The sequence below is a fragment of the Alcanivorax sp. NBRC 101098 genome (assembly GCF_001010505.1).
Taxonomy (GTDB): domain Bacteria; phylum Pseudomonadota; class Gammaproteobacteria; order Pseudomonadales; family Alcanivoracaceae; genus Alcanivorax; species Alcanivorax borkumensis.
The window spans coordinates 205212-221042 of record NZ_AP014613.1 but is presented as its reverse complement, the minus strand read 5'-3'; the positions used below and the strand labels follow the sequence as shown (position 1 = coordinate 221042).

The 15831-nt window shown below is 53.4% G+C and carries 11 protein-coding genes; 7 read left to right on the top strand and 4 right to left on the bottom strand.

What is annotated here, in order from left to right; translation table 11 throughout:
• Positions 1-126: 126 nt before the first annotated feature.
• The 3 genes from AS19_RS01025 to AS19_RS01015 are packed head-to-tail and all read right to left on the bottom strand — an operon-like array spanning position 127 to position 3532.
• Positions 127-1785: a GMC family oxidoreductase gene (locus AS19_RS01025; protein WP_041704644.1), complete on the bottom strand. Its 1659-nt coding sequence runs from the start codon at positions 1783-1785 to the stop codon at positions 127-129.
• Entirely contained in the window at positions 1785-3197 is a 1413-nt protein-coding gene (locus tag AS19_RS01020; RefSeq protein ID WP_011587498.1) for a cytochrome P450, read from the bottom strand. The genes AS19_RS01025 and AS19_RS01020 overlap by 1 nt, the downstream gene beginning before the upstream one ends.
• Positions 3198-3211: 14 nt before the next feature.
• Positions 3212-3532, bottom strand: a complete 321-nt coding sequence (locus tag AS19_RS01015; RefSeq protein ID WP_011587497.1) for a 2Fe-2S iron-sulfur cluster-binding protein — start codon at positions 3530-3532, stop codon at positions 3212-3214.
• 127 nt (positions 3533-3659) lie between these two features.
• Between AS19_RS01015 and AS19_RS01010 the strand changes: the two genes are divergently transcribed.
• Positions 3660-4703: an AraC family transcriptional regulator gene (locus tag AS19_RS01010; protein WP_041704637.1), complete on the top strand. Its 1044-nt coding sequence runs from the start codon at positions 3660-3662 to the stop codon at positions 4701-4703.
• Positions 4704-4879: 176 nt separating this feature from the next.
• On the opposite strand, the gene AS19_RS01005 is transcribed toward AS19_RS01010, so the two are convergent.
• Complete coding sequence (locus tag AS19_RS01005; RefSeq protein WP_011587495.1) at positions 4880-5485, bottom strand: TetR/AcrR family transcriptional regulator; 606 nt, start codon at positions 5483-5485, stop codon at positions 4880-4882.
• Positions 5486-5666: 181 nt separating this feature from the next.
• Between AS19_RS01005 and AS19_RS01000 the strand changes: the two genes are divergently transcribed.
• The 6 genes from AS19_RS01000 (at position 5667) to AS19_RS00975 (ending at position 14910) form a co-directional block, all read left to right on the top strand.
• Positions 5667-6599, top strand: a complete 933-nt coding sequence (locus AS19_RS01000) for a metal-dependent hydrolase (protein ID WP_011587494.1) — start codon at positions 5667-5669, stop codon at positions 6597-6599.
• Complete coding sequence (locus AS19_RS00995) at positions 6596-7435, top strand: SDR family oxidoreductase (protein WP_011587493.1); 840 nt, start codon at positions 6596-6598, stop codon at positions 7433-7435. Before AS19_RS01000 ends, AS19_RS00995 begins: the two co-directional genes overlap by 4 nt.
• Positions 7436-7473: 38 nt before the next feature.
• Positions 7474-8433, top strand: a complete 960-nt coding sequence (locus AS19_RS00990) for an alpha/beta hydrolase (protein WP_011587492.1) — start codon at positions 7474-7476, stop codon at positions 8431-8433.
• The gene (locus tag AS19_RS00985) at positions 8430-10028 is read left to right on the top strand and encodes an NAD(P)/FAD-dependent oxidoreductase (RefSeq protein WP_011587491.1); all 1599 of its coding nucleotides are present in this window, start codon (positions 8430-8432) and stop codon (positions 10026-10028) included. Before AS19_RS00990 ends, AS19_RS00985 begins: the two co-directional genes overlap by 4 nt.
• A 394-nt stretch (positions 10029-10422) precedes the next feature.
• Complete coding sequence (locus AS19_RS00980; RefSeq protein WP_011587490.1) at positions 10423-11787, top strand: OmpP1/FadL family transporter; 1365 nt, start codon at positions 10423-10425, stop codon at positions 11785-11787.
• Between the two features lie 33 nt (positions 11788-11820).
• Complete coding sequence (locus AS19_RS00975) at positions 11821-14910, top strand: Ig-like domain-containing protein (RefSeq protein WP_011587489.1); 3090 nt, start codon at positions 11821-11823, stop codon at positions 14908-14910.
• The last annotated feature ends 921 nt before the right edge of the window (positions 14911-15831 follow it).

Genomic DNA, 15831 nt, shown 5'->3' with positions numbered 1-15831 from the left:
TGCCTTGGGCCAAATTATGTAAATAAGCACCGTTTCTAATGAGATGAGTAGGTGAGTTCACGGGTTTAGCTGTCGCGATTATGACACGAGGTGGTGCAACGCGCCGCGCTGCACGGCACACGCCACTCAACCGTCAGTATGCTTGGCATCCTCAAGGATCATGGCTGCACCCTTCTCAGCAATCATCGTTGCCGGTTGATTGGTGTTGCCACCAACCAAGGTTGGCATGATGGACGCATCAACCACTCGCAAGCCTTGCAGTCCATGGACTCGCAAACGCGGGTCTACCACCGCCATTGCATCTACCCCCATCTTGCACGTGCCCACCGGGTGGTATGCCGACTCACCGCTAGTCCTCACCCATTCAGCCAGATCATCATCACTCTTCAACGCCGACCCAGGCGAAATTTCAACCTCATGGTGCGACTCGAGCGCTCGCTGGGCTAGGATCTTGCGCACCAAATGAACGCCACGAACCAGCTGCTCAACGTCGGCCGTCTCGGCCATATAGTTAGGGTCGATCAGCGGCGCCTGGAGCGGGTCTGCGCTGTGCAAACCGACACGCCCACGCGACAATGGCCGAAGCCCGTAAATCATGACGATATAGCCATAACCACTCATCGCCGTCTTAAAGTCCCGGCCATGATCAGCATACAACATAGGCCCGAAGTGCAATTGCAGGTCGGGTATGGATTCCTCAGGCCGAGAGCGGATAAAACCGCCGGCCTCAGCACCGTTGCTTGTCAATACACCGCGCCGCCCAGTCAAATACTGCAGTAACGCCCGCATTCCCTTGAGCCAATAGCTGGGATGCATGGAGATACTCTGGCGACTGCGTGCTTTGACACGCATGAATACGTCAATATGATCCTGAAGATTCTGCCCAACACCCTCCAGCGCATGACGTAACTCAATGCCGTGTTTGGACAATTCCTCACGTGGGCCGATTCCGGATAGCATCAGAAGCTGTGGAGAATTGAACGCGCCGCCGCAAAGCACAACTTCGCGCCCTGCTCGGACCTGAACCAGCCCCGTGGCAGACCGGTACTCGACACCGGTAGCGCGGGAACCCTCAAGCAGCACACGTGTAACATGAGCACCACTACGAACCGTAAGGTTGGAACGCCCTGCCGCAGGCTCGAGATAGGCACGCGCATTACTGCAGCGCGCTCCGTCCTTCTGGTAAGCGTAGTAGAAACCTACGCCTTCCTGCTCTCTGCCGTTAAAATCTTTATTGTGCGGGTGCCCTGCCTGTACCGCAGCCTCAACAAACGCCGAACTTAGCGGGTTCGTATAACGTCGCTCGGCCACATTGAGAGGCCCACCTTCGCCATGGAACTCTGCTTCAGCCGGTGCCAACGGCGGTTCGTAATGCTCGGTTTTTCGGAAGTACGGCAACACATCGGCGTACGACCACCCCTCACATCCCTCTCTCGCCCAATCATCATAGTCACGAGCATGGCCACGTATATAAACCTGCGCGTTCATGCCACTGGAGCCACCAAGCATCTTCCCGCGCGGTTGAAACAGTGAGCGGCCATACATGTGACGCTGCGGTTCGGTATTGAACTGCCAGTTAAAGCGGCGGCTAAACATCAGCTGCAGGAACCCCAGCGGCATGTTAACGAAGGGGTTCCGCCGGCTCTCTGGCCCCGCCTCAAGTAGCAGCACCGAGTAACTGCCGCTCTCGGAAAGGCGGGCAGCCACTGCACACCCAGCCGAGCCCGCACCGACCACCACATAATCGAATTGTTGTTCGATCACCTTTCCGTTCTGGCGAGTCATTATTTTTTAGCCGTCAACTTAACCATCATCTTGGAATAGCCCCGCACAAAGTTCGATTGCACGCGCTCCGGCTCACCGATCACTTCGATGTTTTCAAAGCGAGGGAGAAGCTCTTCCCACAGAATACGCAGCTGCAGTTCGGCAAGGCGGTTGCCCATACAACGGTGAACCCCATAACCAAACGACACATGGTTACGCGTATCTTTGCGGTCGATGATGAATTGCTCAGGATTCTCAAATTTTCTCTCATCCTGGTTGCCCGACGCATACCACATCAGCACGCGATCACCCTTCTTGATGGTCTGTCCGTTCAGCTCCACATCCTGCTTGGCAACCCGGCGCATATACGCAAGCGGCGTTTGCCAGCGAATGATTTCAGAGACCATATTGGGGATAAGCTTTGGGTTCGCCTTTAGCTTCTCGAATTGCTCTGGGAACTGATTTAAAGCCAGCACCCCCCCGCTCATTGAGTTACGCGTGGTGTCATTACCGCCAACGATCAACAACGCGAGATTACCAATGAATTCCAAAGGACGATTGATCAGATCTTTTGTGTCTTCATTGGACTGAAGCATGCTGATCAAATCGAAACCCGGCTCTTCACCTGCTTTTTGACGGGCTTCTTTATCACGCCAAAGCTTGGAGAAAGCCCACGCCATATCTGCCGCGTCATCAAAAAACACATCTTCATTCGTAAACTCGCCGCCGGTTGCCGAGGACGCGCCGGACAATCGATCCGACCAGCCAACCAGTTTTTCGCGTTCGTCATACGGGAAATCTAACAGTGAGGCTAGCATGCGCCCGGTCAGCTCTTTCGACACCACCGGCACCCAGTTGAACGGAGTGTCCAACGGCAGGCTATCGAGTACGTCCCCGGTGCGCTTGCGGATCAGTCCTTCCATTTCTTTCAGGTTCTTGGGCGCAACAACACCCTGGACTGCCCGACGCTGTACGTCGTGCTTGGGAGGATCCATAGCGATGAACATTTCAACCGACAGGCCTTCCGGAGGATCACCCAAGATAATTTGGGGTTCGGCGGAAAACAAATCATGGCTCTTGTCCACGAAGACGATATCTTCGTAGCGTGTTACCGACCAGAACGGCCCGAAAGCACTGTTCTTCTGATAGTGCACCGGCGCTTCATCACGCAACCGCTTAAAGTACGCATTCGCCTTACCTTGTCGGTATAAAAAAGGGTTACTCGTATCGATATCTTCTATCGCCAAATCATTGACGTCAGGCAAATCGGTTTCAACAAAGTGCACCTGAGGGCGGGAAGTGCCAATGGTCTTCCGCTTCACCTTCATCAAGTTTTTTAGTGCCTTGATCTGTAGATGCATTGGCACGACTTTGGATGTGGCGTTAATTATTTTTGCCTGGATGTCATTACTTGTACTTGAACTCGTTGACATGTCGCTCTCCGCACTTACATTTGAAATTCTGGCAATTGAACAGTCATTCCGTCCATTGCCTCAGTGGCCTTAACCTGACACCCCAACCGAGAGGTTTTTGCACGCTCAGGTGTCATGGACAACATTTGTTCTTCAGCATCATTAATCGGCCCGGTTTTATCGAACCATTCTTCTGGAACAATCAGGTGACAGGTACCACAGGCACACTCCCCGCCGCAATCCCCATCAATACCGGGAACGGCGTTGTCTAAGGCAACTTGCATCAAAGTAATACCTGCCTCAAATTCTGTTACATGTTCAGTTTTATCATTCTCAATAAAGGTGATTTTTCCCACAGCTGCATTCTCCTACCAAAAGTCTGTATGAAACCTAGCTTGTCGCTGTATAGCCATGCCGGCGAGGACATTTCTTGACAGCATGGGGACATTTCAAGACAATCAAGGTCATTCCCAAGGAGTGATTATGCCAAAAACATCACAGCAAGAGGGCCCCCAAACCCCCGAAGCTGACATTCCGTCGAATTATTCACGACTGATTGCACGTGAACTTGGTCTCGCTGCCCGGCAATTACCAAAGTTACTGCGCGGCACAGGCCTCGACGTTGAGCAGCTTTTGAAAGAAGACAGCTTACTCACTGCGACCCAGCAGATTCGCATCCTGCGCAATGCTCTGGCCTTGTCTGGCAAGCCTGAGTTCGGATTACGACTAGGCTCGCGCCTAACACCCGCAACCCATGGTGTAATGGGCTTGGTAGCCTATAGCAGCCCGAACCTACTGGCCGCACTACAGGCATTCCATACCTTCCTGCCCACGCGCGCAAGCTTCATCCAGTTACATTTGCAACAGGTTGATGATCTCCTCGTATGCTTGGCTAACTTCCAAGTGGTGGTAGATGAAGATGTTGAGCGATGTTTGGCGGAGGCCGTTATCAAAGCGTTCTTCGAAATGGGCGAATTCATCGTGGGGCACCCCTTATACGAAGCCGAGGTCTATTTTCGCCATCCAGCCCCCACATACCAAGCTGTATACCCAGATTATTTGCCTGGGTCGATTCATTTTGGCTCCAATCAGCTAAAACTCACTTTCCCGATGGAGTTATGCCGGATACCAAACGCTTCAGCGAACAATGAAAACTATAGCCTCGCCTTTCAGCAATGCGAATCTATGCTTGCTCGACTGCAAAACCATGAACCAGACTATCAAACCCTACTCAAAAAAATGATGCTGTCTCATCCAGCCGGCACACTATGCGAAGAAGAGGCGGCCGGCGCTTTATTCATTAGCAAGCGCACCCTCTCGCGTAAACTCAAAGAAGAAAATAGTAGTTTTCGAAAGGTTCGAGCTGAAATTCTTTCCCGTCAAGCTTCCGCTTACTTGCGCGATACCCAATTATCCGTAGAGGCTATCGCTTCACTGCTAAACTATCACGACACTGCAAGCTTTAGGCGAGCCTTTAAGCGCTGGTTTGGCATGCCGCCCGATCAGTACAGGCAGCGCACTGATTAGCAGGCTGAGAGGGGTCTGTGGACGACCAGGGGAGCGCCCCTCGCAGGCTACTGAAAACGAGCCCCTGCTCTACGGGGAAGGCGATCCCAAGATTCGTATGTTGATCGGATCGTACGCCGCGATATTCAGACACACCTTTGACCAACCGACCTCAATCCACAAACCAAAGCGCCCACCTACCGCTTAATTACCCCATCTTTTATTACCGCCCAGACAAAGTCACCGATATCCTTCACGGTATACCGGCCGTCTTCGTTAAACCACGTTGCCACCCAGTTTAACGCTCCGAGCCCAATAAGGCGCAGAAGATCACGATCCACATCAGCACGAATAAGCCCTTGAGATGACAAGGATTTCAACATAGCAGACCATAGAAGTTCGTATCTGTCCCGGAGATCAATCATTTCTTGGCGTGACGCACCATGTAAGGAGCGCCACTCAAAAAGCAACACATAGACCTTATCCGACCCACCAACCAGCAACTCAAGGTGGGCATTGATCCCCAGCCGCACCTGCTCAAGGGGATCACACTCCCCCTTAATTGCCTCAGACAAGGACCCCGACGCCTGCTCAAGTGCCAGCCGCATTAGGTCTACCAGGATGCTCTCTTTAGAGGGATAACGATAATGCAGGCTACCAGGCAACATGCCACAAGCTTCGGCGATCTCCTTTACGGTAGTTTTATCAAAGCCCTTTTGCCGAAACAGACGAGCTGCAGCACCAAGCACAAACTCTCGATCCGTCTCGGCCACCGACATCGCCTGATTTTTTTTTCTTCCCACAAGCCACTCCCATGCTGTAAGTCTTTGATTCTAACATTCCTTTTGGAGGCGGCCCAGCCTTGCTCTCAGATCGCTCCACCTAGGCTATACATAAACAAGAACACTGTTTAGCCCATAATATTGAATTTGGTTGGTCATACAAATAAAGTCTAGATAATGAACTCTATATCGGAGCAATCCAATGGCCCTAGCAAATCGCAAGATCGGTTACGACGAGGTTGTAACCCGTGACATTCACTTTCCCATGAATATCGAAAACGTGGCCCGCCACTGGTTCGGTAATGACCCTTGGTCCACCCACTGGATGAACGCCATCCTTGCCGCCGTCCCAGACGGCGAGCGCTGGGTTATGAACTCAGCCAGGCGACAGCTTAGCAAGCTTGACGACCCGGAGGTGCTCAATGCCGCCAAGGAATTCATTCGCCAAGAGCGCATTCATGCTCGCGAGCACGACGAAATGAATGCCATCGGGGTGCAGCATGGGGTTCCCATCGACAAAGTCGAAGGCGTCTTCAAACTGATTCGAAAGCAACTCCAGCACCGTCTCAGTGACGACATGCAGAGCTCCATCGCTGCGGCGTTCGAGCATTTCACTGCGATTATCTCCTCGGTACTCCTTGAGCATCCGGAACTTTTTGACGAGACCCACCCAGAACTGCGCGCCATGCTCTATTGGCACTTTGTTGAAGAAACCGAGCACAAGAGTGTCAGCTACGACGTGTTCGTCGATGCCAGTGGCGGCGGCTTTCGCAGCTACCGGTTGCGCGCCAGTGGCATGCTACTAGCCATCGCCCTGGGTTTTCCCCTCATGATTGGCAACCAGACCTATCTACTCTACAAAGATCGCCAGATTCTGAATCTGCGCTCAGCAGCAAAAATGACCAAGGTGTTGTTCTGGCGGCCCGGCATTCTCTCCAAGGTCCTCGGTGGTGTAACACCCTACTTCTCACCCACCTTCCATCCTTGGGACGATGACAACCGTGATGTGATTCGTATCTGGAAGCGCGCCTACGAAAAAACCGGCGATGCCCAGAAGGCGTACCAGGCACTGCGAGATCACCGCGCCAAGCACGCACCGGAAACACTTTCTGCACCACAGGCTGAGCCCGCATGAGGAGAAGCATGAAAAAGAAACCGTTACCCCCGTCCACCCAAGCGGCCGCCGTCATCACCGGTGCCGGCAGTGGCATCGGTCGTAGCTTCGCCTACGAAGTGGCCCGCCGCGGTGGCTCGGTGCTGTGTGTCGATATCGATGCAGAACGTGCCGAACAGGTGGCCAGCAACCTGCGGGCACTCGGCAATCACGCCATCGCGCAACAATGCGACGTGGGCGATCAAGCGCAGATGGAGTCCCTGGCGGAGAATGCCGAGTCCCTGCTCGGCCGGCCGGTGACACTGTTGATCAACAACGCGGGGGTCGGTCTCGGCGGTCCGATCGGTGAAGTGTCGCTTGAAGACTGGCACTGGTGCATGAACGTCAATCTCTGGGGCGCCATTCACGGCTGCCATTTTTTTGCCCCGGCCCTGCGCGACCTCGGTTACGGAGGCATCATCAATGTGGCCTCCGCGGCCGCCTTCGGATCTGCTCCGGAAATGACCGCCTACAATGTCACCAAAGCCGGCGTGCTAGCCTTATCGGAAACGCTTTCTTCCGAGCTGGCTGGAACCGGTGTGCAGGTCACCGCCCTGTGCCCAACGGTGGTTCCGACCAATATCGTCGAGAATGGGCGCCTGCCTGAACGTCGACGTGACTTTGCCAGTTCAGCGATGACCCGCTTTGCCCTGACCAACGCTGACCAAGTTGCTCGCCAGACCCTCAATGCCCTAGACCGTGGAGATCTGTACATGCTGCCACAAATCGACGGCCGCATTGCTTGGCGACTGAAACGCTTGACGCCAAGACTATACGCCCGCGCCATTGGCGAAGCTTACCGAATACTGGCTGATTAACCGCATTCATGGGAAAGAAAAATTCAAGGAACTAACATATGGCTTCTATTCCCGCACACCTCATGAAGTTGCTTCTTCGTGCCGGGGTCAAGCGCGATATACGCGACCCGGACAAACTGGTAAAGCACCTACGCAGAGCAATGAACGCTCCTTTGGCGCCCTCACCGCTTCCACGCGGAATACGGTTACAGCGAGGCAAGGTTGCCGGGACGGCAGGCCACTGGCTCAGCCCCACCGACCCACAAACAACCATACTCTACCTGCATGGTGGCGCGTTTATTGGTGGCCGCCTTGCAACCTATCACAACTTTTGTGGCCATCTGGCCCGCACGCTTAACGCGCGGGTTTTTCTTCCAGATTACAGACTCGCGCCAGAGCATCCGTTCCCGGCAGCGACGGATGATGCCTTTAATGTTTATCGTGAACTAATGGCTGATCCCCGCCCTATAGTCATTGCTGGAGACTCCGCAGGGGGCAACCTGACTCTGGTCACGCTACTACGCGCCCGAGATCACAAGCTGAGAATGCCGGCCTGTGCCGTAGCCATCTCCCCAGCATCAGATGCCCGAGGCAATTTGATGTCCCGACAGGCGAATAGCGACAGTGATGCCATGCTATCTCACTGCATGATTGAGGTCGCAACGGATGTCTACTTGGCAGGCGCTGATCCCGCCCACCCATATGCCTCACCAATCACCCAAGACTTTACCGGCTTGCCACCTCTACTTTTCACTGTAAGCAGCGAAGAGTGCCTGCGCGACGATGCCTATGCAGCCGCTCACTGCGCCCGACAAGCCGGCGTGCCTGTGCAGCTTCTGGAACGTAAAGATATGCCACACGTCTGGCCCGTATTCACTTTCCTGCTGCCGGAGGCAAAACAAGACCTCCCCACAATCGTCCGTTTTCTTCGCAAATATCTTGCCACCACAGACGCCCACGAGGAGGCATTTCACACTGCAAACGAGAGCGACACGACAATCCCGGAGATATCGTCATGAACATGGCTGCTTTTGCAACCCAGAATCCTCGCTATAACATTAGCCCCGATCATGAAGTAATCATCATTGGCGCTGGCATCTCCGGCATTGGTGCCGCAATCCAGCTACGTGCCGATGGCATCAAGGACATTCTGATCCTTGAGCGCAGTGAGGATGTGGGTGGCACATGGCGCGATAACCGTTATCCGGGGATCGCTGTCGACATTAGCTCTTTCACTTACTCATTTTCGTTCGAACAGAACGCAAATTGGTCGCGAGTATTCGCTCCGGGAAACGAGCTTTACCAGTACACTCGGCAGGTAACAAGCAAGTATGGCATCTACCCCCTTATTCGTTTTGGCGTCGAAGTCACTCGCGCCAGCTTCGATCTTGCTAACCATCTCTGGGTGCTTGAGCTTGGGGATGGGCGACAACTTCGAGCGCGGCATATTGTTTCGGCTTGCGGCGGGCTGATCTCGCCCAAAATGCCGGATATTGAGGGACTGGAGAAGTTCCAAGGCGAAGTCATTCACACTGCCCGCTGGCCGGACGATCTGGATCTCAGTGACAAGCGGGTTGCCGTGATAGGCACCGGAGCCACCGCAGTGCAACTGCTTCCGGAAATTGCCGTCAAGGCCCGCCAACTCGATGTCTACCAGCGCACCCCTATCTGGGTTCTAAAAAAACCGGATCACACCCTGCCCGGCTGGCTCAAGAGCCTGTTCCGAACCGTACCGGGTCTGCAACGCACCCTGCGCGGAGCCACCGATACCGCCAGTGAAACCCTGATGGTGCTTTCAACAATTTATTACCGCCAAGCCCCTTGGCTGGTGCGCATGTGCGAAAAAGCGGGCATCGCCAACATGCGTAAACAACTGCCCAACCGCAAGGACCTTTGGGAGAAACTGACACCGAAATACGGGTTCGGCTGTAAAAGGCCCACGTTCTCCAACGAATATTTCCGCACCTTCGCCCGGGACAACGTTGAGCTAGTCACTACGCCGATTAAACACATCACCTCCAGCGGCATTACCACCGATGATGGTCGCTCACGACGCATCGATACCTTGATCCTGGCCACCGGCTACAAAACTTTTGAGAAAGGAAACATCCCCTCTTTCGACGTAATCGGCAGCAACAGCATTAATTTGGGCGATTTTTGGCATGACCATCGCTACCAAGCCTACGAAGGCCTGACCATCCCAGGCTACCCGAACTTCTACATTATGCTCGGGCCCTATGCTCTTATCGGGACTTCTTATTTCAAGATGGTCGAGGGTAATGCTATCCACCTCTCACGCTGCATCCGCGAAGCCAACCGGCGTGGCGCCACCCAAGTGGAAATTCGCCAGTCAGTACATGACGATTATTTCCGCAATATTCAGAAGCGCCAGCAGAACACAGTGTTCCTCAACCACAATTGTGCGCAGTCAAACAGTTACTACTTCGACCACCACGGTGACGCGCCGATGCTGCGCCCATCTACCTCTTTAGAAATGCTGTGGCGGGCCAAACATTTGCCAATGAACCATTACCAGTTCAGTCGACTGGGCGATCACCCAAATCCCACCACCCCCAGCACAGTGGAAAGCAAACGGGTTAGCCGCATACCCTGACCCCCTGCAAAAGGCGCCCTGACGGAAAACAACCTTCTAACCTAGCGTGCCACTGGGCACGGCAAAATAACTAGGCTATTCTTCGGGGCTATGCTGATGCAAACTGCATTACTATTATAATTTGCTAACTCTTCTAACCACATCACAGACGTGAGGTACTGGATACGTTAGCCCCGGTCGAGAAACCACGATTTAATCGACCGCTATCACTGTAACTGTTAGGCACTTCCACATACACTCTAGTCATCTGTCAATAATCATATGTGGGAGGGCAAAGACAGGCGCTGCGTAGACATAGACACAAGACAAGAAATCTGACAAATTTGAAATTTGCTTGGTTGTATGGCCAAACAAAGTAAATAACCAAAAAAAAGACACCCCCCTTAAGGAGCCCATGATGCCTTCAACAAAAACAAAACGGTTGCCTCTCATTGCTGTTATTTGCGGCACCGCACTACTCTCTCCTAGCTTAACCATTGCTGGTGCTGGCGACGGAGCCTCCAACTACGGGCTTGGCCCCATGAATGTAGGCTCTGCCCTCGCATTCAGCCCTTTTACGTCCAACAGCTGGTCGGTTTACTATAACCCTGCAGCAATGGCCCGCTCAGAGGAAGGCGAACTGAGTATCGTTGCACAATATGGCGACCAAGAACTACGAGGCAAATCACTGGGGGGCTCCGCGCCTTTAGATCGCGAGAACGATGTACTCTCCGACAGCAGCTCCGAGTTGCTATTAATCGGCTTCAAAAGCCGCATAGCCGGCATCAGCAGCACCAAAAGACCGATCTATTTCGGGCTTAACGTTGGTACCGATGAATACACATCCAACCTCTTGCCATACCAAGCCAATACCTCACAAGAAGGGCAGTTCCTACGCTACGAGTCGCAACCACTTTATCTTGCGTTTGGTGGCGCTGTCAGCAATATCATAAGAGGCGTTGACGTCGGGGCCTCCGCCCGCCTAACCCTGGAAGCTAAAGCAAAGCTGGAAACAGTCTCGGACCTGGGCGGCAACACTGACTCGGAAAATCTCTCCCTTGAAGCGTCCCCCTCACTATCCCCAGCATTAGGTATCAATATCCGTTCTGGCGAAATGTTTTGCGGTTCCAGTGAATGCATGCCTTTTGGCATGGACAAACTCGAAGTTGCGCTATTTTGGCGTGATGAAAGCAGCTACGAGGTGTCCGTCGATGCAAACGTAGTCGTGCCTGGGGTTATACCTGAACCAGGGCTGAGTCTGGCATTGAGCACCATCGACACCTATCAACCCGAGGTTCTCGGCGCGGCGCTCCTGCTTCCGGTAGGCAAATTCGAACTGACCGCCGGCATTGAGCAACATAAATGGTCTGCTCTTGAACGCGAGTTCGCCAGTGATACCATCCGTGACCAGGCCAACCTGGCATTTGACGACATCACTATTCCCCGTATTGGTGTCAGTTATCAGTGGTCGGAATCAATGAAGCTATTTGCTGGTGCGGCCCTGGAGGACTCCCCCTTAAAGTCCAACCGATCCCAAGATGTTAATTACCTAGACACCGATAAAAAAATCTTCGGCTTAGGTGCAAGCTACCGCCTAGCAAACGCGCCGGTATTGCATATGCCGCTAGAACTTGCCTTCGCATACCAGTATCAAATGCTGGATGAAGCAGACTTTGAGTTAACGTCTATCAACTCCCCCTCTAACCCCAACTCGTACGAGACCCTACGAGCCGATGGCGAAATCCAAGTATTTTCTTCCTCTCTATCGCTGAAGTTTTAACAGCTGCCGTGCGATAATACCTGGAGAATAATAATGAATGAAAAAAAAACTAATATTTATCAATTATTTACCGCCCTTCTCGTCGCGACCATAGCTAGCATCCTATATGGCTGCGGAGGCGATGATGAGGGCGATGTGACAACTACAACTACGTGGCAAGCTCCTGATAGCCTGATTTTCTCTTATCCTTACCCTGATCAAATAGAAGTACCATCTTCCGCCCTGGTGGTTTTGCGTTTTTCCACTGAGCTTGATCAAGAGGTGATTGACGACATTGATACCCGGCTGCTGCTGGTAAGTGATCCCGACGACAGCACAGTCGCGGTTGAATATCAGGTGACGGATAACGGCAGGGGTCTGGTTCTGCACCCCCTGTCCCCCCTGCTTCCAGCGGAAACTTACCACCTAGCCGTCAGCGGAGCCGGCCTCGGAGCCATTGATGGTGATTCCGTGGCCCGCGTGCAATTTCAGACCGCCGGCAGCCAAGCTGGCGCAGCGGAAGCCATGGGCGCCGGCCCCTTCACTTTACTCTCGGCCCCCCCCTTGGACCAACCACAATTGCTCGCATCGAACGACGATGCCAGTCGCCCCAACGACATGAGCACTTTCAGGATGGCATTCAACCAGACACTTGACCCTACCAGCACAAGTTATGGCGAAAACGGAACCGTCCAGCTGCGTGACAACCTGGGCCAGTTAGTGCCTGCCTCCCTGTTCTTGCAGGGCCGATACCTGAGCCTCGACCCCTCCCAGGATCTGGAACCGGTGGAACACACATTGACCATTACTGGACTGCGCGCCCAAACAACCGGTGCTGAGTTGCCAGAATACAATCGTACATTTGTTCCAGTCTCGACACTTCCTCGCGCAACATCCATTCTTAAGGTAGGCAGCCTTGGTGCTGAGCAGCCTGATTTGACCTCGTTGTTAACCGGAAACCCAATCAACCAGGTCCCCGTCCAGTCCTTTGTGCTGGGCAACGAGTCCTTTACGGCATTGAGTGGTGATCTTGCTGCCGATCTAGGCTTTGCACCAGATTTTCCTGGTGCTGTGCCATTGCGAGTGCCCGCCGGTTCTGTGCTGCGGGGCTCACCTGTCGATGTCAATATTTTGGGCGAAATACCCTCCGGCCTTGAGACAGGTGAAGTTACCATCACACTGCTCAGTGACGCCAACGGTTACCTGATTCCCAATCCGTTCAGTGATTCACCGTCAGTCCCTCGTTATGCCCTGCTTAATATGGACGCGGCAATGAGCGCAGAAGGAATGGCGCCGAACGGAGCCCTCAGCCAGAACCTGCTCAATGTACAGGTAGCCGGGCTAGCCGTTGTTGAAGATGGGGTGCTGGTACTGGATGCAGTCAGCGTAGTCGAACCCGAAGTGTTAGGCTTGGAAAAGGCATCGGGCTTACTTTCATTCCGCATGGAGGCCTACGAAAACCAGCGCCAAGCGCCTTCACCCACTCCCGATGCACGCCCTCTGCAACTTCACTCTTGGGTACCAGGCATCTTCCAGCCCAATGCTCGCCCCGGCGATCCAATTATCTTGAACTTCAACAAACCACTGGACCCTGCATCGGTATTTCTTGACGGCGCCATTCAGGTTAGGGTCGATGGCGTAGTTCAAACATTCGAGATGAGGCATGATGGCGCCACGGTGGTGATAAGCGAAGACATTCTTGAGCATGGCAAAGATATCCAGGTAACCCTGACCAGCCTGCTTCGAGATACTCAAGGCAATTCGCTTAACCAAGATCGAACACTCGATATTCGCCTGCCGGAATTCATTCTTCCCAATGGCAACGTAAATGAGTTACGTTCACCTCTTGTCTCCGCTGTTTTCCCGGGCTACCCCTGTGCGATGACCGGTGCCGTGCTAACCGGACCACGCGAAAACTGGCGAAACGGTCGATGTGTAGGCGGCAAAAGTAGCGACCCGCTTTACCCAGTACCAAACCTTTTCAAGGACTTTAGCCTCCGAGCTATTTTCAGCCGCAGCATCGACATAGCCACTGTCAACGAGAACACCTTTGTTGTTGAGCGTTTTAACACTGGCAATAATGCGTGGGAGCTCGTCAACGGCCGTCTTAAGGTATTTGCACAACGGACCGAGTTTTATCCTGAAAGCCCTTGGCAAGTTGGTGACCTTTACCGCTATACCCTTCACTCTGAGGCCGGGTCTCCAAATTGTGGGGGCAACGCCATTTGTTCAAATGATGGAGCCCCGATACAAACACGCCAACTGTCTCAGTCCAGCTCTACCGCTCCTGGCCTGAGAGAAGGCGGCCCTAACTTGACCAATCACTTTGTGGTAACAGGGGAAGAGGATCGGATTACCCGCGTATCATTACGCTCACTTCCGGTAGCAGATGTAAACGCGAACCTCAGTCTCGAAGACAGCGAGCAAGGCGCGGAGCCGGATGGAAACGGTGGAGCGACTGCGGAATTCAATTACTTGCAACTTCAACTCAAAGACTTCTCTGGCGTTGTAACCGATGCCAACATTGGCTGTGATATAGGCGAAGATTGCCCAGAAAAGAAGTTTGCTTTCGTGGGCGCAGGTGCATTGCAAGCCGGGGTAAGCAGCTATGAACCAGATGTCACCGTAAACCGCCGCCTCATCGACAGTGACCCGGGCACGTCAAATGAAGTCACCGGCGCCGTGATTGCGAAAGTCTTTCCCACTATTCTCCCCACCACCAGCGTGTTTCTGCAGGCTAGGGCATTGGGAATAATCTCCATACCACTAGACACAGGCCCTTTGATGCTCCGCCTGGCATACGAAAACAACAACCCAATCACGGGGTATATCACCCAAACCCCTGATGGCCCCTGGTTCAGCACCACGTTTGATCTCATGGTAGATGCACCAGAACTAGAACCACGGCTAATTATTGAACTCGGACATGATATCCGCAGCAAACTAATCACTGGGGTCGTCCTGGAAGGGCCGTTACGTTTTGTTGACGATGGCCGCCTGATTCTAAAGGTCCGCAATCCTGACCCCCTCATCATACCGGCCAACATTGATCTTTTGGGCATAGGTTTGGCTGGTGTGGAACTGGAGGTACCGCCCCTAGGCGTAGACCTGACATTCACCTTCTTGCCAGTTAAAAATCTCTAAAGCATTCCCCGTAATGCTATGCACTCTTATGCCCCCTTCATTGGGGGCTTTTTTTATGGTCTAGGGCAGGATGCCGAAAAAGCGGCGTAGATTTCACGAAGAAGTAGCCGTTATCCCGAAAACCGTAAGCCATTCTCTTGATGACCTTAATCCAAACCTTCATTCCCTCTAGCATGCTAGGCTCGGCTCAAGAATTCAGCGCGAAGTGGCACTAGCGGCGATATCCTCTGCGTACAGTGTCCATTTTTTGGCGAAGTGAATCATTGCCTTGATCCCCCCGCACGCGATCTATCATATCTCCTGCCGAATTTGGCCATCGCATCGAACAACCCATAGGCCACCCGGGCGTTGGGAAGCAAGCCTCGACCTCAGATCCATGGTCAAGCTCATGTCCATTGCCACCGCTTGAATCTGACGGGAGTGTGGCCACACCCGCTCAAAGAACCGTCGAATCACGGCTCTGAAGCGACCTTCGTTTACCCAGAGCACCTACCTCTCTTGGCATTCACTGCCATGTTGGTATAACGATCTCCTTGAACAGGGCAGATTTATCCATCATCACATAGCGGGCCTAGCCAAGATCCGGGGCACCAGATCGCGCCCCGTCGGGTCTTGTCGATGGCCTTGTGGTTTGCAATCCTGGCAGAGAGGCAATCAACTTGAGCGGCAACATCGGCACAGCCAGCCCTTCTGCATGCTAGCGTAATTGCTCTGTGAGCCAACGCTAGACAGACAACCCGCCCAAAGCTGCTAGCCGCACACCTCAAGCCAGATTCAGCACTCAAATGAATGCCGATCTCGAATACGACGCAACCGAGATCATGAATCAAGGGACACGCTTGGTAGCAACCGCTACATAGGTGTGTAACGGGGGAATCGGGTACTCAGAGGCAGAAAGGCGGGAGTCATGACAGGGAAAGA